The following is a 20,671-nucleotide window of genomic DNA, read 5'->3' on the forward strand; positions in this document are numbered from 1 at the left end:
CAAATCACCCATTCAGCGCATTGCGACAGGGCGGCAAGACGTCCGAGCAGGGGTCACAAAAGGGGCACTGACCTGCTGATTCATCAACCGGAAGCGGGCCCTCCCCGTTTGCACGCGGCCAAATCGCGCGCTGATCACCCGCCGGTAAACTGACGGCATGACAGGACAAGTTCGCACCGTCGACGGCCGCGTGGCGGGCCGCCGCGGGCAGGCCACTCGGCAGAAGCTGCTGGACTGCCTCGGCGAGATGCTCAGCACGTCGCCCTACCGGGACGTCAAGGTGATCGACGTGGCCCGGATGGCGGGCACTTCCCCCGCCACGTTCTACCAGTACTTCCCCGACGTCGAAGGCGCCGTCCTGGAACTCGCCGACGAGATGGCCAAGGAGGGGGCGAACCTGACCGATCTGGTCGCCGGCCGCTCCTGGGCCGGCAAGGCCGGCGCGCAGACCGCCGCCGAACTCGTGGACGGCTTCCTTTCCTTCTGGCGCAAGAACGACGCCATCCTGCGCGTCGTGGACCTGGGCGCCGCCGAGGGCGACAAGCGGTTCAACCGGATCCGGCTGCGGGTCCTCAACCCGGTGACGGGCTCCCTGACAGAGTCCATCAAGGAACTCCAGACCAAGGGCCGGGTCGACAAGGACGTCAGCGCGCCGGCGGTGGCCAACTCCCTGGTCGCCATGCTGGCCGAGGTCGCCTCGCACCAGAAAGGTTTCACCAGCGCCGGCGTCAAGCAGGCCGAACTGAAGCCGAACCTCGCACTACTGGTGCACCTCGGGGTGACGGGGCGCAAGCCCGCCAAGTAGCGGTCCCGCTCCCGCGCGTCCGCGACACCGTTGTCCGGCCGGCCGTCCGCCGCCGGCCCGCGCGCCAACGCCCGGGCCCGGCAGGCGACGTACCCGGCCCGGCCCGGCATCATGTCCGCCATGACCAGCAGCAGGAATCCGGGCCGGCCGCAGCGCGCCGCCCTGTCCCGATTCATGTCCCCCGGCCCTGATTCGTCGACGGCGCAACTGCGCGCCTACGCCGCCGTCTGGGCATTGCTGCTTCCGGTATGGGTAAGCGGGCAGTGGTGGTCGCACCCGGACGCCCTGCGCCGGGCGCTGTACATCCTGCTGTCGATCGTCTCCGTCACCCAGTGCCTGAGCGCTGTCGCGCTGCTGCGCAAGCGCGGGCGCGGCTGACCGGCGGCAGGGCTACTGCTCGGCGCCACCGTGGGGTTACCTTCCGATACACCACCTTGTCCTTTCCTCGTCTCCTCGTCCGTTCCCATCCGTTCTCGTCCGTTCTCGTCCTTGGCTACGACCCGCAGCGCGCGCCCGACCCGTCCGACACCCATAGGTCCCAGGAGTTCCGCATGCCCGAGCCCACTTCCGCCGCACCGGGTGCCCCGGTGAGCACCGCGGCCCCCGACGCCATCGTCATCGGCGCCGGACCCGGCGGCCTGGCCGCGGCGGCGGCACTACGGCAGCGGGGCCTGCGGCCGCTCGTCCTGGAACGGGGCGAACGGCTCGGCACCTCCTGGCGCAACCACTACGACCGCCTGCGCCTGCACACCACCCGCCGGATGTCCGCACTGCCGGGGCTGTCCATACCCCGGTCCTACGGACGGTGGGTCCGCCGCGACGACGTGGTGCGCTACCTGGAGCGCTACGCCGAGCACCACGATCTCGACGTGGCCACCGGCATCGAGGTGACGCGCGTGGAGAGGACCGACTCGGGCTGGGAACTGCCCGCGACCGGCGGCCGGGTGCTCAACTCCCCCGTGGTCGTGGTGGCGACCGGCCACAACCACACTCCGTACATACCCGACTGGCCGGGACGAAACACCTTCTCCGGTGATCTTCTGCACGCTTCGGCCTACCGCAACGCCGGCCCCTACGCCGGCCGGGACGTGCTGGTGGTCGGCGTCGGCAACACCGGCGCGGAACTCGCGGTCGACCTGGTCGAGGGCGGGGCGGCCCGGGTGCGACTGGCGGTACGTACCCCGCCGCACGTGATGCGCCGGTCGACCGCGGGATGGCCGGCCCAGGCCAGCGGCATCCTGGTCCGCCGGCTGCCGACAGCGGTGGTGGACCGGGTGGCGCCGTACATCGAGAAGGTCAGCGTCCCCGACCTGTCCGCGTACGGCCTGCCCCGGCCCAGGACCGGTCTGTACGCGCGTGTGCTGGACGGGGCGATCCCGGTGCAGGACGTCGGTCTGATCGCCGCCGTGCGGTCGCGCCGGGTCGAACCGGTCGCCGCGGTCGAGCGGCTGGACGGCGACCGGGTCCATCTCGCCGACGGCTCCGTCGTCGAGCCCGAGGTGATCATCGCGGCGACCGGCTACCGGCGCGGACTCGAACCGCTGGTCGGCCACCTCGGCGTGCTCGACGGCCGCGGGCGCCCGCTGGTGCACGGCGCCCGGACGCCGCCGGGTGCGCCCGGCCTGTACTTCACCGGCTTCACCAACCCGATCAGCGGGATGTTCCGTGAAATGGCCATCGACGCGCGGAAGATCGCCCGGGCCGCGGGCCGCCGCAGGTGAGCGGGGCCGCGGCTCACTCCACCGAGTGAATCCGGCCGGCGTCCGGAACAGCCGCCGGCCGCCACGGCGTTCACCCCATGACAGCCACCGCGGGCCCGGCGACCGGTCGGCGGCGGATGACCAGGGACATCAGCGCGGCGATCGCGCACAGCGCACCGGAGGAGTACCAGACGACGTCGTACGAACCGAAGGCGTCCCGCGCGACACCGCCGAGGTAGGCGACGAGGGCGGCGCCGATCTGATGGGCCGCCAGCACCCAGCCGAAGACGATCGCGCTGTTCTCGCCGTAGTGCGCACGGCACAGGGCGATGGTCGGCGGCACCGTGGCCACCCAGTCCAGACCGTAGAAGACGATGAACAGCACCATCGGCGGGTGGATGCTGTCGGCGAGCAGCATGGGGAGGAACATCAGCGACAGCCCGCGCAACCCGTAGTAGATCGCGAGCAGCCGGCGCGGCGAGATCCGGTCGGTGAACCAGCCCGAGGCGACAGTGCCCACGATGTCGAACACCCCGATCACGGCGAGCAGCGAGGCCGCGGTGGTGACCGGCAGCCCGTGGTCGTGGGCCGCCGGGACGAAGTGGGTCTTCACCAGGCCGTTGGTGGATGCCCCGCAGATCGCGAACGTGCCGGCCAGCAGCCAGAAGGTGCTGGTGCGTGACGCGTCCCGCAGCGCCCGCAGGGTCCTTCCGGCGGCGCCGCTCACCGGCGGCGGCTTGGGCACGAACTCCGCTGCCCCGTAGGGCGCCAGGCCGACGTCCGCCGGGTGGTCGCGCAGCAGGAACCAGACGAACGGCACCACCGCGACCGCCGCGACCGCCACCGTGACGGCGGCCGGGCGCCAGCCGTGGTGCTCGGTGATCCACGACAGCAGCGGCAGGAAGACGAGTTGTCCCGCCGCCCCGCCGGCGGTGAGGATGCCGGTGACCAGGCCCCGCCGGGCGACGAACCAGCGGTTGGTGACGGTCGCGGCGAAGGCGAGCGCCATCGAGCCGCTGCCGAGGCCGACGAGGACACCCCAGCAGAGCACGAGTTGCCAGCTCTGGGTCATGTGCACGGTCAGCGCGGAGCCGAGCGCGATGGTGAGCAGGGCGCAGGCCACCACACGCCGGATGCCGAAACGATCCATCATGGCGGCGGCGAACGGGGCGGTCAGCCCGTACAGCGCGAGGTTGATGGACACCGCGAAGCCGATCATCGCGCGGGACCAGCCGAATTCGGTGTGCAGCGGATCGATCAGCAGTCCGGGCAGCGAGGCGAAGGCCGCCGCGCCGACGATCGTCACGAAGGTGACGCCCGCGACGACCCAGGCCCGGTGGACAGGCGGGCGCCGACGCAGGCGAAGGCCGTTCGGGATGCGGTACGGAAGGCGGTACGGGCGGCGGCGCGGAAGGCGGGTGGCGACCGGGGTGTCGCCGGTGGTGGGCCCGGGAGATTGAGATGTCTGCGTCACATGATGAGTGTCCGAGCGTGCCTTCTCGCCGACGAGTGGCCCGAAGGCCATGGTGTGCAAGAATCGGGCCATGCCCCCGTCCCGCCCTCGGCCGCCCGGCTCCGTCTTCCGGTACCCGGGCCGGCACCGGGTCGCCGTTTTCGCGCTGGACGGCGTGATCCCCTTCGAACTGGGCATCCCGCTGCGGATCTTCGGCTCCGCCGCGAGCCCGGCGGGCGGCGGCGAGCTGTACGAGGTGGTGACGTGCAGCCTGCGGCCCGGCGCGGTGCGCACCGACGCCGACTTCTCGATCACCGTCGACCACGGTCCCGAAGCGCTCGCCGAAGCCGACACCGTGGTGGTGCCCGCCTCGCACGAACTCGGACCGGTCTACAACGAGGGGCGGTTGCCGGCGCCGCTGGCCGCCGCGGTCGCCGCGATCCGCCCCGGCGCCCGTGTGGTGTCGATCTGCACCGGCTCCTTCCTGCTGGCCGCCGCGGGACTGCTCGACGGGCGGCCCGCCACCACCCACTGGAGCAGCGCCGAACACTTCCAGCGGCTCTTCCCCCAGGTCCGGGTCGATCCGGACGTGCTGTACGTGGACGACGGCGACGTGCTGACCTCGGCGGGTGTCGCGGCCGGCATCGACTTGTGCCTGCACATCGTGCGCCGCGACTTCGGCAGCGCGGTGGCCAACGCGGTGGCCCGCCGGACGGTGGTGCCGCCGCACCGCGAGGGCGGTCAGGCCCAGTACGTCCGCCGGCCGCTGCCCGAGCCGCGGCTGGCCGGCACCGAACGCGCCCGCGCCTGGGCGCTGGACCGGCTCGACCAGCCGCTGACCCTGCGGCAGTTGGCGGAACGCGAATCGATGAGCGTGCGGACCTTCACCCGCCGCTTCCGGGAAGAGGTCGGGCTGAGCCCGGGCCAGTGGCTGACCCAGCAGCGCGTCGAGCACGCCCGCCAGTTGCTGGAGTCCACCGATCTCAGCATCGACCGGATCGCGCGCCGGGCCGGCTTCGGCACCGGCGCCTCGATGCGGCAGCATCTTCAGGTGGCGCTGGGCGTCTCCCCGACGGCCTACCGCCGCACGTTTCACACCGCGGCCGGCGCGTAGCAGTTTCGCCGAGCCGCAGTGCCGGGACCGGGCCGGGGTCGGGGCGGACCGGGACCGGGCCGGGGCCGGCCACCTGGGATCAGGTTCGGGTCAGGTTCAGGTCAGGTGCGCGGCGGCGCGGTCGACCTCGCACCAGATCTGCTTGCCCGCGCCTTCCGGGTGCCAGCCCCAGCGGTCGGCGAGCCCGTCGACCAGTTCCAGGCCGCGACCGCCGGTCTCGTCACGCCGGGCGTGGCGGGGGGCCGGCGGGAGTCCGCTGGTGTCGGCGACCTCCACCCGGACCGGCGCCGCGGGCGTCGCCGGGAACAGCATGCGCAGGACGGCCGGACAACCGGTGTGCACCACCGCGTTGGTGACCAGCTCCGAGATGAGCAGGATCAGCGTCTCGGCCACCGGCTCGTCGGCTCCTATCCCGGAACCCACCAGTCGCGACCTCGCCCACCGGCGGGCCCGCCCCACTTCGGCGGGATCGACGCCGACTTCCAGCTGCACCTGAAGCACCTGCACTGCTCACACCATCCGAACCGGCGGATACGACGCCTCACGCCCACCCGAAGTCACCAAGCGTGACCTTCGTTGCACACAGCATGATCGACCTACAGTCACCCCGGCAAGCGCCTCGGACCCGGTCCGGCGCTTGGGAGCAGGCGTGCCGCACCCGGTGCGGCGCATCCCCTCAGGAGTGGCGCGCCCAGCGAGAACGCCTGCCCGGCCCGGCCGAGCGGCGTCATGAGAATCCGCTGAAAACACACGCACCCGATGGAGCGTACCCGAGGTGAACCCCGACTCCACCGCGTGACAAGTCACGCCTCGGACACAACACGGTGCGAACACTCCGTAACCGGTGTCTCACCCGCGGCCGACGACCCACGCCGAGCGTCCACCGGCTACTGATAAGCGACAAACGCCGCCAAAGCAGCCTCGTCGTAGAGCACGAATCGAACCTCGGCCACGGAGGTGACGGTCTCCCGCACCGTCTTGACGGCGATGCGTGCGCCGTCGTCCATCGGCCAGCCGTAGATGCCGGTGGAGATCGCCGGGAAGGCGACGCCGGCGGCGCCCAGTTCGTCGGCGACGCGCAGGGACTCGCGGTAGCAGGAGGCGAGCAGTTCGGAACGGTCCTCGCCCGGTTGCCAGACCGGGCCGACGGTGTGGATCACCGCCCGGGCCGGCAGCCGGCCGGCGGTGGTCGCCACGGCCTGGCCGACGGCCAGCCCCGAGCCGTAGTGCCCGGCGCGCAGCTTCCGGCAGGCGGCGAGGATCTCGGGGCCGCCCTTGCGGTGGATGGCACCGTCGACTCCGCCGCCACCCAGGAGTGAGGAGTTCGCCGCGTTGACGACGGCGTCCACTTGCTGCTCGGTGATGTCGCCCTTGACAAAGGTGAGATGAGGCATGCGGTCATACTGCGTCATTCCAGGACGCCCGCGAAAGGATCCCGTCGGCGGGGTCGGACGGCGCGTCGGCCGCGAGCGGGCCCGGTCGGAACCCGATCAGGTCCCGGTCAGGTCCCGGTCAGGTCCGGGTCAGGCCGACATCGGCCGGGCGGTGTCGTCCGTGGCCGCCGCCAGGTCCGGGAAGACCTCGAACAGCCTGCGCACGCCGAGAGCGGCCAGCACCCGGTTGACGTGCGCCCCGTCGCCGTGATCACGCTCGGGAAGGACGATCCGCAGCCGGCCGGCGCACGAGCGCATCAGACGGCGCGCGCCGATGAGCACACCCACCCCGCTGGAGTCGCAGAAACGTACCTCGGCGAGATCGAGAACGAGGCTGCGGCGTCCGTCGGCGACCGCCTCGTGCACCTTCTGCCGGACCGCCGGTGACGAGATCAGGTCCATCTCGCCCGCGACCGTCACCACCGCCCAGCCGCCCAGCTCGGCCTGGGTCACCAGCACAGGTTCCCACCTCGCCTCGGCGTCGACCGCCATAAGTTCATCACGAAGACCCTATGCCCGTTCTCAGTCGTAACTCTGCAATCTTCCGGTCACACCCGGATAACAGACCGCCAAAAGCGGTCGCGCCCGGTGCCAGGTTGCCGCAAAGCGGCGTACGCGGTCGCGCGCGCCCGGTACCGTCGATAGTGAGCGCAGTCGGACGAGCCGAACACACACCGCGATCCCCGGTGTTCAGCGGTGGGACGAGCCAAAGGGGCCGGGAGATGGCGACACCCGCACCACCGCGCTGGGACCGCAAGATGCAGCAGCGGCTGGCGCGGGGCGAGGAAGCCGCGCTCGGCGAGTTGTACGACCGGTACGCCTCCCTGGTGCACGGCCTGGCCCACCGGGTGATGGCCGATGACGACGCCGCGGACCAGATCACCCGCGAGGTCTTCGGCTACGTCTGGGAGAACCCGGACGCGTACGAGCCAAAGCACGGCCCACTGCGGACGTGGATCGCGTCCCTCACCCAGCGGCACGCGGTGCACCGGCTGCGGCAGTCGGAGAACCGCGGGCGCTCCACCACCGCCGAGGTCGAGACGCGGGTACGCGAGGCCAGGGCGGCGGCGCGGGCCGACTTCATCGTGACCTCCATGCCGACCCCGCTGCGCGACGCCCTCGAACTCGCCTACCGCGAACGGCGGGACTACCACGCCGCGGCGGCCGACCTGGGCGTCAGTGAGGACGAGACCCGGCGACGGCTGCGCCTCGGGCTCCAGTTGCTGTCCACCGCGATGGAGCCGGGCGAGCAGCACGAAGAATCCGCCGACCTGCGTCCCCCGCGGGGCGGGCGGTGAGCGGCCCCGTATTCCCCGATGGAGGCGACGGCCGGGCCGGGAACGAGGACAGCCGGCCCCAGGTGCCCCGGCAGCGGGACCGGACCGGCACCCCGGACGGGCCCGGCTACGGTCCGGGGCCGTCGGATGCGGGTCCGTCCGCGTCGTCCACGTCGTCCGCGTCGTCGTCCGGGTCCGCGAAGCCACCGCGACCGCCACAGTCGTCACAGCCGTCACAGCCGCCCCCGTACGACCACGGGACCCTGAAGTCACTGCTCGGCGCCTGGGCACTGTCCGTCTGCACCCGGGACGAGGCAGTGGCCGTGGAGACGCATCTGACGGACTGCGCCGGCTGCGCGGACGAGGCGGTGCGGCTGCGTGACGCGGTGGGCCTGCTGCATCAGGAGGAGTCCCTCGACCTCGATCCCTTGCTGCGGGTCCGGGTGCTGGAGGGCTGCCTGGGCCGCCGCCCGGCGCGGATCCCGGTGCCCGAATGGGCCGGGCCGTACGACGCGGAGACCGCCCGGCTGGACGCGCTGCTGCGCGACCTCGGCGGGAGCTACTGGAAGGCCCCGGTCGAGCTGCGGTGGTTCGACGGCGCCCCGGTGCGGCGGCAGCTCACCGTCGGCGAGGTCATCGCCCATCTGACCGCGGTGGACAGCCTGGTGAGCCGCGCGCTCGACCTGCCCGCGCCCGGCGCCGAGGTGGCCCCGCGGTCCGGACGGCCGGACCTGCTGCCGCTCGACCCGTGGGAGCGCACCGCCGCGCACTGGACGGCCCACCGCGATCTCAGCGGCGCCGCCCTGCGCACGCAGTGGCGCGAGCAGAGCCACAACCTGGTGCGGACCGTGTCCTTCGCGGGCCGCGGGGCCGCCGGACTCGACGTGGACTACGGCGCGTTCGCGCTGCCGCTGCGGGACGCGTTCCTCGACCGGGCCTTCGAGTGCTGGATGCACGCCTGGGACATCGCCGAGGCGGTGGACTATCCGTACGAGCCGCCCGCGCCGCGCGATCTCAACCGGATGGTCGACCTGGCCGCCCGCATGCTGCCCGGGGCGCTCGCCGACCGGCGCAGGGCGGGGCTTGCCATCTCGCCCGCCAAGCTGGTGGCCGCCGGTTCGCCGGGGCGCTCGCTGCGGCTGGAGATCGAGGGCGACGGCGGCGGTATCTGGTACCTGCCGCTGGACTCGCCCGGCGCGGCGGCCTCCGAGAAGGAGATGGTCGCGCAGGTGGCGATGGACAGCGTGGAGTTCTGCCAGCTCGCGGCGGGCCATATCGAACCGGAGCGGATCGCGCTGGGTCAGATGGGCGACCGGGCGGTGATCAGGGACGTGGTCTTCGCGACCGCCTCGCTGTCCCGGATCTGATCCCGGCCCGGTCCGACCCCCGCCCCGCCCCCGCCTCAGGCGTCAGGCGTCAGGCGAAGACCACCGTCCGGCGCCCGTTGAGCAGCACCCGGTGCTCGCTGTGCCACTTGACCGCCCGCGCCAGCGCCTGGCACTCCACGTCACGCCCGACGGCGACCAGCTGCTCGGGCGTGACCTCGTGCCCGACCCGCTCGACCTCCTGCTCGATGATCGGCCCCTCGTCGAGGTCCGCCGTCACATAGTGCGCGGTCGCGCCGATCACCTTCACGCCCCGGTCGTGCGCCTGGTGGTACGGCTTGGCGCCCTTGAAGCTCGGCAGGAAGGAGTGGTGGATGTTGATGATCCGACCGGACAGCGCGCGGCACAGGTCGTCGGAGAGCACCTGCATGTAGCGGGCCAGCACGACGAGCTCCACGCCCTCCTTCTCCACCACGTCCAGCAGGCGCGCCTCCGCGTCCGCCTTGCCGTCACGGGTCACGGGGATGTGGTGGAAGGGGACACCGTAGGAGCCGACCAGCTCGCGGAAGTCGGTGTGATTGGAGACGACCGCGGCGATCTCCACCGGCAGGGCGCCGATGCTGGTCCGGAACAGCAGGTCGTTGAGGCAGTGGCCGAACTTGCTGACCATGAGGACGACGCGCATGCGCTCCTCACTCGGGTGGATCCGCCAGTCCATGTGGTACGCGCTGCCGACCGCGGCGAAGCTCGCCCGCAGCCGGTCCGCGGTCACGGCGGGCTCGGCCGAGAAGTGCACCCGCATGAAGAACAGGCCGGTGTCCTGGTCGCCGAACTGCTGGCTGTCGACGATGTTGCAGCCGGTCATGAAGAGATAGCTGGAGACCGCGTGCACGATGCCCTGTTTGTCCGGACACGACAACGTGAGGACGTACTGCGACGGCGGTTGCGCGGGCTGCGGCAGCGGCTGATCGTTCACAGCGCCAGCCTGGCACACCGCCGCATCGCGCGGCACGCCTGTCCGCCACACGGAACGCCTGTCCGCAGCGCAAAGCGCCTGTCCGCAACACGAGACGACGCCCGGACCGCCCTACCTCACGACACCGGCGTCCGGTTGTAGATCGCCAGCAGCTCCAGCGACCGCGGCGGCGTGTCCGGGTCGTCGCCGTCGGCGGTGGCCATCCGTATGTGGGCCTCGCGGGCCGCCCGCACCGCTTCCGGCCAGGCGTGGTGCTCGACATAGGCGGTGGCGTGCGCGTCGGCCCCCACCTGGTGCAGGATCTTCAACACCCGGAGCACCGCGACATCGACGAGCGCGGCCTCCTGCGAGTCGCGGAAGACCGTGCCGACGTACTTCTCGGCGGACCAGTTGTCGAGCCAGGTGTCTTCGACAAGGCGGTAGACGGCATCGGTGACGTCCCCGTACCCGTCCCGGCCGGCCTGCCAGACGTCACGCTGGAAGACCGGGTCGCTGATCATGTGCAACGCGGAGCGCACATTGCTGCGCCAGCGCCACCACGGCATGTCGTTGAGTGGCATACCCCCCATCGTGGACGAGTGGCGGGCGCGACGGGAAGACTTCTCCGAACCTTGCACAGTCCCGAATCGTACGCATACGAACACCGGCACCTGTAATTCACCTGAAAGTGGCCCTTCCTTACCCCGCGGGCATCCTGACGTTGGCACCGAGCCGGAATCTTCCGGTTACATGACTGAACGGCGTGTGCGCAGGGCCGCAATGGCCGCAGTCGCGACTCTGGCCGCATCCGCGCTGCTCAGTAGCTGCGGCGTGCTGCCCGGAACCGCGGGAAGCTCACGGGGCCCGGTGGTCGTGATGACCTGGGCGCCGGTCGACACCAAGGCCACCAACATGCCGGGCATGCTCGCCATGGCGCAGGTGGTGGAGAAGTACGTCAACGACCAGGGCGGCATCGACGGACGCAAGCTCAAGGTCCTGACCTGCAACGAGCACGACGATCCGGTCTCCGTCACCAGTTGCGCCCAGCAGGCCGCCGACGCGGGCGCGGTCGCCGTGGTCGGTTCGTACAGCGAGCAGGGCTCGGCCTTCACCAGCGCGCTGGAGTCCAGCGGCATCCCGTACATCGGCGGCTACGGCATCACCGAGGACGAGTTCCAGAGCCTGATGTCGTACCCGATCAACGGCGGCCTGCCGGCGCTGCTGGCCGGCAGCGGACGGCAGCTGGCGGACCTGTGCAAGAAGGTGACGCTGGTACGGCCGGACTCGATCACCGGCGACCAGTTCCCGCTCTTCCTCAACACCGGACTGAAGGCCGGCGGCCTGTCGCCGGTCCGCGACATACCGACCGCCGACGACTCCTCGGACTACACCGCGGTCGCCGCGCAGGCGGTCGGCGACGACAAGCACTCCTCCTGCGTCTCGGCGGTCCTCGGCGACCACACCAGCACCTTCTTCGACGCGTTGCGCCGGACCGGCGACTCGCAGCCGAAGGTGCAGCTGTCATCGGTGATCGGCAGCGTCCAGCAATCGGTGATCGACTCCACCGGCGGCCCGGACAGCCCGCTGGAGCACACCTACATCACCAGTTGGTACCCGCCGGCCTCCGACCCCAAGTGGGACGAGATGAAGGCGGCCATCAACAAGTACGCCTTCGGCGACGACCGGATCGACATCGGCGACCCCGGGGTGCAGACCACGTGGATCGCCTACGACGTCTTCACCAAGGTCGTCCGCGCGATGGACCCCAAGACCCAGCTGAACGCCACGAATGTGCAGCGGGCGATGGACCGCACCACGAAGCTGTCGACCGGGGGCCTGACCCCGGACCTGGGCTGGACCGATGACGACGCGAAGTCCGTCCCGCAGCACGCCCGGATGGTCAACACCCAGGTCACCTACCAGCAGATCGTCAACGGCCGGCTGGTGGCGGCCCGGCCCGGCTTCGTCGACCTGACCTCGACGCTGCGGCTGGAGTCGGACTACTGATACCGCCCGGAGCGGGGCTCGGCGGCCGTACGGCGGCTCGCCCGGGCGGCGCGGGCGCCACGACCACGTCCTGACGGACGCCCCGCAGGGCCCCGCTGACGGCTGCGGGCGCCCCGCCCAGCCACCGCCCGCGATCGGGCCGGCCCCGCGGTCGGACGGACCCCGAACATGCCGACCGCGGCGCGGCTACAGCTGCGTGTACGTGCGCTTGGTCAGCCCGTACTTCTCGGCGATGGAGTTCCACAGCTTGACCGCGTGCTTCTTCTGCTGGGTGGCGGTGCCGGACTCCCGGTCGCCGTCCGCGGTCTCCGAGGTGTTGTGGGCGTGGCCGCCCTTGCAGAGCTTGTGCTGCCCGTTGACCTGGTCGGCCCAGTTCGCGTAGTGGGTGTCGGCGGCGCCGGACGCCTGCCACGCCTTGGTGAGGGCCTCGGTGAGCTCGGCGTGGTTCGGCAGTTTGTCGACGGCCAGGGTGTGGAGCTGGGTCACCAGGCCGGCCCGCTGCGTCGCGGCATTGCGCAGCGCGCCGGCGGACTGCGGCAGGGCGTCGCACTTGCCGACCGAGGCAACGGCGCTGACGACCGCGCTGCGGCTGTTGCCGCTGGTCTTGAGCAGCGCGTCGAGAGCCTGCGCCTGCTGCTTGACGGCCGCGTCCTCGCCGCCGGCAGCGGCCGGTCCCGAGGCGCTGGCGGAGGAAGTGGGGCCCGTCGAGGCGGTGCTGCCGGCGCTGTTCCCCGAGTCGCCGCCACCGCCGCTGAGCAGCCCGCCGACGACGATGCCGCCGACCACCAGGCCGGCCACCACGATGCCGATCAGCACCTTGGGCGACATCCGGCTGCCACCGCTCCGGGCGCCGCTGCCGTCGTCGTAGCCGTAGGCGGGCTCGTACGGGCCGGGCTGCTGCCCGTACGGGGGTTGCTGGGCGCCGCCGGGGCCGTACGGCGGCTGGCCCGGCTGGCCGCCCTGCTGCTGGGCGGGCGGCCCCACGATGCGCTGGCGCATCGGCGGCGGGCTCGGCACGTCCGTGCGGAAGAGGTGGTCGTAGTCACTGTCGTGCTGCGGATCGGTGGCCGAGCCGGACTGCGATTCGTCGTAGCCGCCGCCGTACTCCTGCCCGCCGTACTCCTGGCCCCCGTACTCCTGGCCACCGTATTCCTGGCCGCCGCCGTACTGGGGCTGGCCCTGCTGTCCCGGCTGGCCGTACTGCTGCTGCTCGTAGCCTCCGTCGTACGGCTGCTGCTGGTCGTACGACGCCTGCTCGTAGCCCTGCTGGGGGACCTGCTGGCCGTACTGCTGCTGGTCGTAGGACTGGCCGTCCTGGAACAGCGGCGGCATGGCCTGGGTGGCCTCGGCCGGCGCCACGGGCGGCTGACCCTCGTGCTGGGCCTGCGCGAGGTGCGGTGCCTGCGGGGGAACGGGCGGCATCGGCGGTACGGATCCGCCGCCGTGGCGCGCCGAGGACGGCTCGTCACCGGGGTACGGCGGCAGCATCTGGGTGGCGTCGGCGACCGGGACCGGGGTGCCCGATCCGTGACCGTGACCACCGCCGTGACCGTTGCCGTGACCACTGCCCTGGCCGTTGCCGTGGGCGTTCGCCTGGGCCGAGCCGGGGCCGCCGTCGGGCGCGGGCAGGCCGGCCGGGTAGGGCGGCAGCATCTGGGTGGCGTCGGCGGGCTCGGGTATGCCTCCGCCCCCGGCCCCCGGGCTGCCCCAGGGACTGCCGCCGGCCGGCTGGACCTGCTCGCCATAGGTCAGCGGTTGCTGATTGTGCCCCGGGGGGTGGACGACGCCCCGGTACGCTTCGGGCGATTCCTCGCCGCGTCCGCTGCTGTGCATCGCCGCCCGCTCCCGCCTCTTACCCCGCCGTAGCAACCGTCCGCCAACGCTACCGGGTTATCCGGAAGGCCGACCACGCACCCGAACGAGTGAGCGCTTCGACACCCTGCGCGGGCAGGCCCGTTCCCCGGGTGAGGCCCGGTTTCGCCGGGCCTGCCCAGCACTTTGGCGCTGTTGCAAGCGCACGGTGTCGGTCCGGTAACGATTCGGTGCGAGGTCGGCTTTGTCGCTTTCCCTTTCCGCCTAGGCCGCCTCGCGCTCTTCCAGCCGGGCCCCGAACTCCCGTACCGCGGGCTCCGCTTCGTACGGCTCCAGCCGGCGGCGGAAGTCGTCCAGGTACTCGACGCCGCGGTTGGACCGCAGCCCGGACAGCAGGGCGACGGCCTCCGTGCCGGTGTGGCAGCCCTGTTCGACCTCGCCCTGCTGCACCTGGGCGTCGGCGAGCAGCAGCAGATCGATGGCGCGGCGCCGCGCACGGGTCTCGGGGTGTGCGGCGAGGGCCTCCTCCGCCTGGCGGGCAGCCGGCGCCGCTTGGCCCAGATCGCGGTGGCAGTGCGCGAGCTCGTCGGCGAGGTAGGCGTGGTCGAAGTGCGCTATCCAGGCCGGGTCCTCCTCCGGGCGGGAGCGCTCCATGGCCTCGGACGCCAGCACGGCGACGGCGGCGGCGGTACGGGCGTCGCCCAGCAGGGCGTGGCCGCGGGCCTCCGCGGCGTAGAACATCGCCTCGGCGGTGGCCGTGACCTGTCCGCGGGCCCCTTCCTGGGCGGCCCGGGCGAGTTGGGCGATCTCGCGGGGGTTGCCGAGGGACGCGGCGAGATGGCTCATGCTGGCGGCGAGGATGTACCCGCCGTAGCCCCGGTCGCCGGCCGCCTGGGCGAGCCGGAGCGCCTGAATGTAGTAGCGCTGGGCCAGGCCGGGCTGGCCGGTGTCGACCGCCATGTACCCGGCGAGTTCGGTCAACCGGGCGACGGCGGAGAAGAGTTCCCGGCCCACCGACTCGCGGTAGCTGCCGCCGAGCAGCCCGGAGACCACGCTGTTGAGGTAGTGCACGACGACCGGGCGGACGTGGCCGCTGCCGAAGCGATGGTCGAGGTCGGTGAGCGCCTGGGTGGTGGCCTTGACCGCTTCGACATCCGAACGGCCCACCCGGGAGCCCCCGTTGCGGGCCACGCCCTGGTCGGGGCGGGTGATCAGCCAGTCCCGGCTGGGCTCGACCAGTGCGGAGGCGGCGACGGTGGAGCCGGTGAGGAAGTCGCGGCGGCCCACGTCGCTGCGCCACAGCTCGCAGACCTGCTCGATGGCGCCGAGCACGGTCGGTGAGAAGTGCAGGCCGATGCCGGTGGCCAGGTTCTTGCCGTTGGCCATGCCGATCTCGTCGATCGACACCGCCCGGCCGAGCTTGCGGCCCAGCGCCTCCGCGATGATCGCCGGCGCTCGGCCGCGCGGCTGCTGTCCGCGCAGCCAGCGGGCCACGGACGTCTTGTCGTATCGCAGGTCGAGGCCGTGTTCGGCCCCGCACATGTTGACCCTGCGGGCGAGGCCCGCGTTGGAGCAGCCCGCCTCCTGGATCAGTGCCTGGAGTCTTTCGTTCGGCTGCCGCGCCACTAACGGTCGTGCCGCCATTGATCCCCCCTTGTCGTCCCTCGTGTTGTCATTTCCCGCCAGCCGGGCGAAATACGCACGTAGTGGCGGCAATTCACCCGTGCCGGGCGGTTCCCGGCCCTTGTTGACTACCCGTGCCTACCCGAAACGGCAGCCGACTGCTCGTACGCGCCCCCGGACATGCATCGGTGCGCCCGTCATGAGCCACCGCTCGGCCCCGTAACCCCCGCTGGTCAAGGAAGTTGTGCAATCCGTGGAAGACACCATCGGAGTTCCGCGGCAGTTCACCGGCCAACTTCTCGACACGGCGGTCCGATATGCGGAGGAACGGTACTGGGATGTCCTCCCTGGTTCATGGCTGCACATCGAGTCGGGGGGCGCACCGCGCTGCTCGTGCTCCGCGCCCGCCTGCCCGGCCGCCGGCGCCCACCCGACCGGGCCCGACTGGGCCACCGAGGCGAGCGGAAACGCGGCGGCGCTGCGCCGGATGTGGCGGCGGCAGCCGTTTTCCTCCGTCCTGCTGCCGACCGGCCGCACCTTCGACGCGATCGACGTACCGGAGAGTGCCGGCTTCCTGGCCATGGCCCGGCTGGAGCGGATGCGGCTGCCGCTCGGCCCGGTGATCTCCACGCCCGCCCGCCGACTGGCCTTCTTCGTGCTGCCCGGCGCCGCGGCCAAGGCGCCGGAGCTGTTGCGCAGGCTCGGCTGGCCGCCGGGCGCACTCGACATGGTCGTTCGCGGCGAGGGCGACTGGGTGGCCGCGCCCCCGACCCGGATGGGCGCCGGCGGCGCGGTGCAGTGGGCCCGCGAGCCGACCGAACTCAACCGCTGGCTGCCCGACACGCAGGAATTGATCAGCACGCTGGCCTACGCGTGCGGCCAGGATGTGACGGCGGCCCGCGCACGGTGACATCCGTGCTCCCCCAGCCGGTCGATCGCCCGAATCACCCCCTTTTGTCGCCCATCCACTTGCCGGCTCGATCTCGTGCCCCACGCGGGCGGATCGGCGCAACCACTGTCGCTGGCGTGGTCGCTGGCGTCGTCGCTGGCACCGTTGCTCTCGCCGCCACCTCCGGCACCGCCCGGCCGTCGCTGTCAGCGCTGTCACCACCGTCACCGCTGTCACCGCTGGCGTCGTCACTGTCAGTGGTCCCCTCTAGGGTTGCAGTACGGACGAGAAGCGCACGCCGCTCGGACCGGTGGCGGGTATGGCCTGAGGGCGCAGCGGGGAGAGGTGCCGCGAGATGGGACAGTCCAAGGAAACTACGCAGGGTGAGGCCGGCGAGCCCCAGCCGTACCGGGAACTGCCCGTCTACGGGAGGGCGCCGACCGGCGGGGGTCCGGGTGTGCCGGGCGAGGACGGCGGGCCGGGCCCCGCGGTGCTGGTGCGCGGGCTGTGGAAGCGGTTCGGCGAGCACGCCGCCGTCGCCGGCATCGACCTGGAGCTACCCGCGGGCCGCTTCATCGGCCTGGTGGGGCCGAACGGCGCGGGAAAGACGACAACGCTCTCGATGGTGACAGGCCTGCTGCGGCCCGACGAGGGCACCGTGCGGATCGTCGGCTGCGACGTCTGGTCGGACCCGGTCGCGGTGAAGGCCCGGATCGGGGTGCTGCCGGAGGGGCTGCGGCTCTTCGAGCGGCTCTCGGGGCGCGAACTGCTGGGCTACACCGGTCGATTGCGCGGCCTGCCCGGCCAGCAGGTCGACGAGCGGGCCGCCCAGCTGATGGACGTGCTCGACCTGTCCGACGCGCGGCACAAGCTCGTCGTCGACTACTCCACCGGTATGCGCAAGAAGATCGGCCTGGCCGCCGCGCTGCTGCACAACCCCGAAGTCCTCTTTCTCGACGAGCCGTTCGAAGGGGTCGACCCGGTGTCCGCCCAGGTGATCCGCGGCGTGCTGGAGCGCTATACGGGCGCGGGCGGCACCGTGGTGTTCTCCTCCCATGTGATGGAGCTGGTGGAGAGCCTGTGCGACTGGGTGGCGGTGATGGCGGCCGGCCGGATCGTGGCGCGCGGGCCGCTCGCCGAGGTGCGCGGCGCGGCACCCACCTTGCAGGACGCCTTCTTGTCGCTCGTCGGCGCGGACCGGCACGGCGGCCAGGATCTGGACTGGCTCGGCGGAGGCACCCGATGACCGCCTCCGACTGGCCGGCGTTTCCCGGGGCGCCCTCGGCTCCGGCCGCTCCGGCGGGCGCGCCCGCTCCTCGCGGCGCCTCGGTCACCCCGGTGTTCGTGCGGCTGAAGCTGGCGGTGATCCGCAACGGGCTGCGTCAGTCCCGGGGCCGCACCGTCGGCTGGGCGGCCGGTGTCGGCTTCACACTGCTCTACGCCCTCGCGCTCGGCGCCGGCCTGATCGCGCTGCGGGGAGATCACTACGCACCGGCCGCCGCGGTCACCCTCGCCGTGGTGCTGGGCCTGGGCTGGGCGGTGATGCCGCTGTTCTTCTTCGGTGGCGACGACACCCTCGACCCGACGCGCCTGTCCATGCTGCCGCTGCGGCCCCGCCCGCTGATGACCGCGCTGCTGGTCTCCTCGGTCATCGGGGTCGGCCCGCTGTTCACGGTGATGGTGTCCACCGGCGCGGTGATCGCGCTGGCGGACGGTGGAGCGGCAGTGGCCGTCGCGGTGCCGGCGGTCGCCCTGGTCCTGCTGACCTGTGTGGCGTTGTCCCGAGCGGTGGCGGCGGCCAACACCCGTTTGCTGACCAGCCGCAGGGGCCGTGATCTGGCCCTGCTCAGCGGGCTGTTCGTGGCGGTGGGCGCCCAGCTGGTCAATCTCGGCGTCAGTTCGCTGTCCTCCAACGGCGGCCTGCACCGGGTCACTTCGGTCGCGTCGGTGCTGCGCTGGATACCGCCCGCACCGGCGGTGGACGCGGTGCGTTCCACCGGCCGGGGTGCGTACGGCCTGGCGGCGCTGCAGCTGGTCTACGCGGTCGCGGTCCTCGCCGTCATCCTGCGCTGGTGGTACAGCAGCCTGCTGCGGTTGATGGTCTCCCCGGACGCGTCGACCGTCCAGGGGGTGGCGGAGGCCTCCACGGGCACCGCGGCGCGCACCGGCTGGGCCAAGCGGGTTGCCGGACTGCTGCCGGCGCGGCTGGTCGGAGGCCGGACGGGCACGGTGATGGAGCGGCAGTTCCTCTACCTGTGGCGGGACCCGCGCTCCCGGGCGGCGCTTTCGACGGGCCTGGCGGTCGGCCTACTGCTGCCGCTGGTCGCGGTGGTGCAGCACGGCACGGTCTACCAGTGCCTGTGGGCGGCGGGACTGCTCGGCATGCAGATGTACAACCAGTTCGGCATCGACGGATCGGCGTTCTGGACGGTGGCGGCGACCATATCCACCCGTCGGGACGCCGCCCTCGAACTGCGTGGCCGGGCCCTCACGCTGGTCGGCATCGCGGTGCCGTACGTCACCCTGGTCACGGTCGGCGCGGCCCTGCTGCTCGGCCGAGTCGACGCGCTGGCCGAGACGCTGGGCCTGGCCTTCGCGTTCCTGGGCGCGCTGACCGCCACCGGCACCTACGCCAGCGTCCGCTTCCCGTACGCCGTCCCGCAGCACAACCCGTTCGGCAACGCCGCGCCCGGCCAGGGCAGCCTGGTCGCCCTGAACGTGTTCGGCGGCACGCTCAGCGGCGCGGTGGCCTGCCTGCCGGTGCTGGGGCTGTCCCTGTTCCTCCACCTCAGCGGCCACCAGGAGCTGTTGTGGACAGTGCTGCCGATCGGCATGGTCTACGGGGCGTTGGTGGGGGCGGTGGCGCTGCGGCTCACCGCGCCGCTGCTGCTGCGGCGGCTGCCGGAGATCCTGGCGGTCGTGGGCAAGGTGTGAGGAGGTAGTCCTGGGGTGCCCCGGGGTGCCCGAGGTGTGGGGCGGGTCACCCTTCCCGCTGGTAGGCGGCCTTGGGACGACGCAGTTCGGTCGTCCAGCCCAGAAAGGCGACGACGGGCAGGGCGGCGCCGAGGACGGTCGCGGCGCCCCAGCCACCGGCGTGGTAGGCGTACGAGCCGGCCTGGGAGCCGATCGCGCCGCCCACGAAGAAGGTCGCCATGAACGCGCTGTTGAGCCGGGCCCGTGCTTCGCCGTCCAGTTGGTAGACCACCTGCTGGCCGAGGACGAGAGTCGTCTGGGTGCCCATGTCCAGGACAACGGCCGCCGCACCGAGCGCGATGACGTTGTGCCGGCCGAATCCGGCCACCGCGAAGGCGACCGCCGCCGCGACGAACGACGCGCCCGTCATGGGCCGAACCAGCCCGCGGTCCGCCCACCGTCCGGCGAAGGGCGCCACCAACGCCCCGCCGGCCCCGACGAGGGCGAACAGGCCGACCTGCCACTGCTTGTAGTCGAAGGGCGGGCTGGTCAGCACGTAGGAGATGGTCGTCCAGAAGACGGAGAACGCGCCGAACATCGCTGCCTGGTAGAGCGCCCTGCGGCGCAGCGCCGGATGCACCTTCAGCAGGCGGGCCGTGGAGCGGAGCAAGGCGCCGTAGGTCAGGCCGACCGCGGCGCCGGAAGGGGCGCGGCGCGGCAGACGGGCGCGCAACACCAGGGTCAGTACGGTCATCAGACCGGCCGAGGTCAGATAGACGACGCGCCAGTTGGTCGCGCCCGCCAGCAGACTGCCGAACGTCCGGGACAGCAGGATGCCGGTGAGCAGCCCGCTCATCACCTGTCCGACGACGCGGCCCCGGGACGCGTCCGGCGCGAGGTCCGCGGCGAAGGGCACCAGGATCTGCGTGACCACCAGCGTCGTCCCAGCGATCAGCGAGGCGATCAGCAGGACCGGGAAGTCCGGCGCCAGACCGGCCAGCACGAGGGCGCCGATGGTGAGGGTGAGCAGCACGGTGGCGAGGCGGCGCTTCTCGACGACGTCGCCGAGCGGGACGAGCAGCAGCAGGCCGGCCGCGTAGCCCAGTTGGGTGGCGGTGACGAGACCGCCGGCGGTCACCTCGGATATGCCGAAGGTGTGGCGCAGTTCGCTGAGCAGCGGCTGGGCGTAGTAGAGGTTGGCGACGGTGAGACCGCAGGAGACGGCGAGCAGCACGATCAGGCTGCGCGGCGGCCCCTCGGACGCCGGACCGGAGGCCTCGCCGTCCGGGGTATGCCCGGAGGGTGCGAGGTCGGCGGGGTGGGACATCGGGGCCTCACAGGGGGTCGCGGTGGCCGGGTGCGGCT

General features: G+C 72.2%; 19 protein-coding genes. 10 read left to right on the forward strand and 9 right to left on the reverse strand.

Annotated elements, in window-relative coordinates:
* The first annotated feature begins 157 nt into the window (after nucleotides 1-157).
* The 3 genes from GA0115240_RS30130 (at nucleotide 158) to GA0115240_RS30140 (ending at nucleotide 2,526) form a co-directional block, all read left to right on the forward strand.
* Nucleotides 158-805 (forward strand): TetR family transcriptional regulator, encoded by a 648-nt coding sequence (locus GA0115240_RS30130; RefSeq protein ID WP_093741552.1) that lies wholly within the window; start codon nucleotides 158-160, stop codon nucleotides 803-805.
* A 120-nt stretch (nucleotides 806-925) separates the two neighbouring features.
* The gene (locus GA0115240_RS30135) at nucleotides 926-1,183 is read left to right on the forward strand and encodes a hypothetical protein (RefSeq protein ID WP_141709018.1); all 258 of its coding nucleotides are present in this window, start codon (nucleotides 926-928) and stop codon (nucleotides 1,181-1,183) included.
* A 173-nt stretch (nucleotides 1,184-1,356) separates the two neighbouring features.
* Nucleotides 1,357-2,526, forward strand: coding sequence for a flavin-containing monooxygenase (locus GA0115240_RS30140; RefSeq protein WP_093741556.1), 1,170 nt, complete (start codon nucleotides 1,357-1,359; stop codon nucleotides 2,524-2,526).
* 70 nt (nucleotides 2,527-2,596) lie between these two features.
* Here GA0115240_RS30140 and GA0115240_RS30145 read toward each other — a convergent pair whose 3' ends face one another.
* Entirely contained in the window at nucleotides 2,597-4,051 is a 1,455-nt protein-coding gene (locus tag GA0115240_RS30145) for an MFS transporter (protein ID WP_237555329.1), read from the reverse strand.
* Between GA0115240_RS30145 and GA0115240_RS30150 the strand changes: the two genes are divergently transcribed.
* Complete coding sequence (locus GA0115240_RS30150; RefSeq protein WP_093741557.1) at nucleotides 4,050-5,072, forward strand: GlxA family transcriptional regulator; 1,023 nt, start codon at nucleotides 4,050-4,052, stop codon at nucleotides 5,070-5,072. The genes GA0115240_RS30145 and GA0115240_RS30150 overlap by 2 nt on opposite strands.
* A gap of 96 nt (nucleotides 5,073-5,168) precedes the next feature.
* On the opposite strand, the gene GA0115240_RS30155 is transcribed toward GA0115240_RS30150, so the two are convergent.
* From GA0115240_RS30155 to GA0115240_RS30165, 3 genes are all read right to left on the reverse strand, one after another.
* A complete protein-coding gene (locus tag GA0115240_RS30155; RefSeq protein WP_093741558.1) occupies nucleotides 5,169-5,579 on the reverse strand; it encodes an ATP-binding protein in 411 nt (136 codons plus the stop codon).
* 380 nt (nucleotides 5,580-5,959) lie between these two features.
* Nucleotides 5,960-6,466: an O-acetyl-ADP-ribose deacetylase gene (locus GA0115240_RS30160; protein WP_093741634.1), complete on the reverse strand. Its 507-nt coding sequence runs from the start codon at nucleotides 6,464-6,466 to the stop codon at nucleotides 5,960-5,962.
* Between the two features lie 129 nt (nucleotides 6,467-6,595).
* Complete coding sequence (locus GA0115240_RS30165; RefSeq protein ID WP_370673387.1) at nucleotides 6,596-6,964, reverse strand: STAS domain-containing protein; 369 nt, start codon at nucleotides 6,962-6,964, stop codon at nucleotides 6,596-6,598.
* 263 nt (nucleotides 6,965-7,227) lie between these two features.
* Here GA0115240_RS30165 and GA0115240_RS30170 point away from each other — a divergent pair, with 263 nt between their 5' ends.
* A complete protein-coding gene (locus GA0115240_RS30170; RefSeq protein WP_093741562.1) occupies nucleotides 7,228-7,803 on the forward strand; it encodes a sigma factor in 576 nt (191 codons plus the stop codon).
* A 302-nt stretch (nucleotides 7,804-8,105) separates the two neighbouring features.
* The gene (locus GA0115240_RS30175; RefSeq protein ID WP_370673388.1) at nucleotides 8,106-9,149 is read left to right on the forward strand and encodes a maleylpyruvate isomerase N-terminal domain-containing protein; all 1,044 of its coding nucleotides are present in this window, start codon (nucleotides 8,106-8,108) and stop codon (nucleotides 9,147-9,149) included.
* Between the two features lie 49 nt (nucleotides 9,150-9,198).
* Here GA0115240_RS30175 and purU read toward each other — a convergent pair whose 3' ends face one another.
* Nucleotides 9,199-10,083 carry a formyltetrahydrofolate deformylase gene (gene purU / locus GA0115240_RS30180; protein WP_256070085.1) on the reverse strand — a complete coding sequence of 295 codons (885 nt, stop codon included), beginning with the start codon at nucleotides 10,081-10,083 and terminating at the stop codon, nucleotides 9,199-9,201.
* Between the two features lie 116 nt (nucleotides 10,084-10,199).
* Nucleotides 10,200-10,652 carry an SCO4402 family protein gene (locus GA0115240_RS30185; RefSeq protein ID WP_176725217.1) on the reverse strand — a complete coding sequence of 151 codons (453 nt, stop codon included), beginning with the start codon at nucleotides 10,650-10,652 and terminating at the stop codon, nucleotides 10,200-10,202.
* 286 nt (nucleotides 10,653-10,938) lie between these two features.
* On the opposite strand from GA0115240_RS30185, the gene GA0115240_RS30190 reads away from it, so the two are divergent.
* Entirely contained in the window at nucleotides 10,939-12,069 is a 1,131-nt protein-coding gene (locus GA0115240_RS30190) for an ABC transporter substrate-binding protein (RefSeq protein WP_237555330.1), read from the forward strand.
* Nucleotides 12,070-12,255: 186 nt separating this feature from the next.
* Here the strand turns inward: GA0115240_RS30190 and GA0115240_RS30195 are convergent, their stop codons facing one another.
* Nucleotides 12,256-13,902, reverse strand: coding sequence for a hypothetical protein (locus tag GA0115240_RS30195; protein WP_093741568.1), 1,647 nt, complete (start codon nucleotides 13,900-13,902; stop codon nucleotides 12,256-12,258).
* A 243-nt stretch (nucleotides 13,903-14,145) separates the two neighbouring features.
* Nucleotides 14,146-15,525 carry a transcriptional regulator gene (locus GA0115240_RS30200; RefSeq protein WP_093741570.1) on the reverse strand — a complete coding sequence of 460 codons (1,380 nt, stop codon included), beginning with the start codon at nucleotides 15,523-15,525 and terminating at the stop codon, nucleotides 14,146-14,148.
* 232 nt (nucleotides 15,526-15,757) lie between these two features.
* On the opposite strand from GA0115240_RS30200, the gene GA0115240_RS30205 reads away from it, so the two are divergent.
* The 3 genes from GA0115240_RS30205 (at nucleotide 15,758) to GA0115240_RS30215 (ending at nucleotide 19,327) form a co-directional block, all read left to right on the forward strand.
* A complete protein-coding gene (locus GA0115240_RS30205) occupies nucleotides 15,758-16,414 on the forward strand; it encodes a bifunctional DNA primase/polymerase (RefSeq protein WP_093741572.1) in 657 nt (218 codons plus the stop codon).
* A 334-nt stretch (nucleotides 16,415-16,748) separates the two neighbouring features.
* On the forward strand, nucleotides 16,749-17,639 hold the full coding sequence (locus GA0115240_RS30210; protein WP_093741574.1) for an ABC transporter ATP-binding protein: 891 nt from the start codon (nucleotides 16,749-16,751) through the stop codon (nucleotides 17,637-17,639).
* Nucleotides 17,636-19,327, forward strand: a complete 1,692-nt coding sequence (locus tag GA0115240_RS30215; protein WP_093741576.1) for a transporter — start codon at nucleotides 17,636-17,638, stop codon at nucleotides 19,325-19,327. Before GA0115240_RS30210 ends, GA0115240_RS30215 begins: the two co-directional genes overlap by 4 nt.
* A gap of 46 nt (nucleotides 19,328-19,373) precedes the next feature.
* On the opposite strand, the gene GA0115240_RS30220 is transcribed toward GA0115240_RS30215, so the two are convergent.
* Complete coding sequence (locus GA0115240_RS30220) at nucleotides 19,374-20,633, reverse strand: MFS transporter (protein ID WP_093741578.1); 1,260 nt, start codon at nucleotides 20,631-20,633, stop codon at nucleotides 19,374-19,376.
* Between the last annotated feature and the right edge of the window lie 38 nt (nucleotides 20,634-20,671).

Origin of the sequence: Streptomyces sp. DvalAA-14 (assembly GCF_900091855.1) — a bacterium.
Lineage (GTDB): Bacteria > Actinomycetota > Actinomycetes > Streptomycetales > Streptomycetaceae > Actinacidiphila.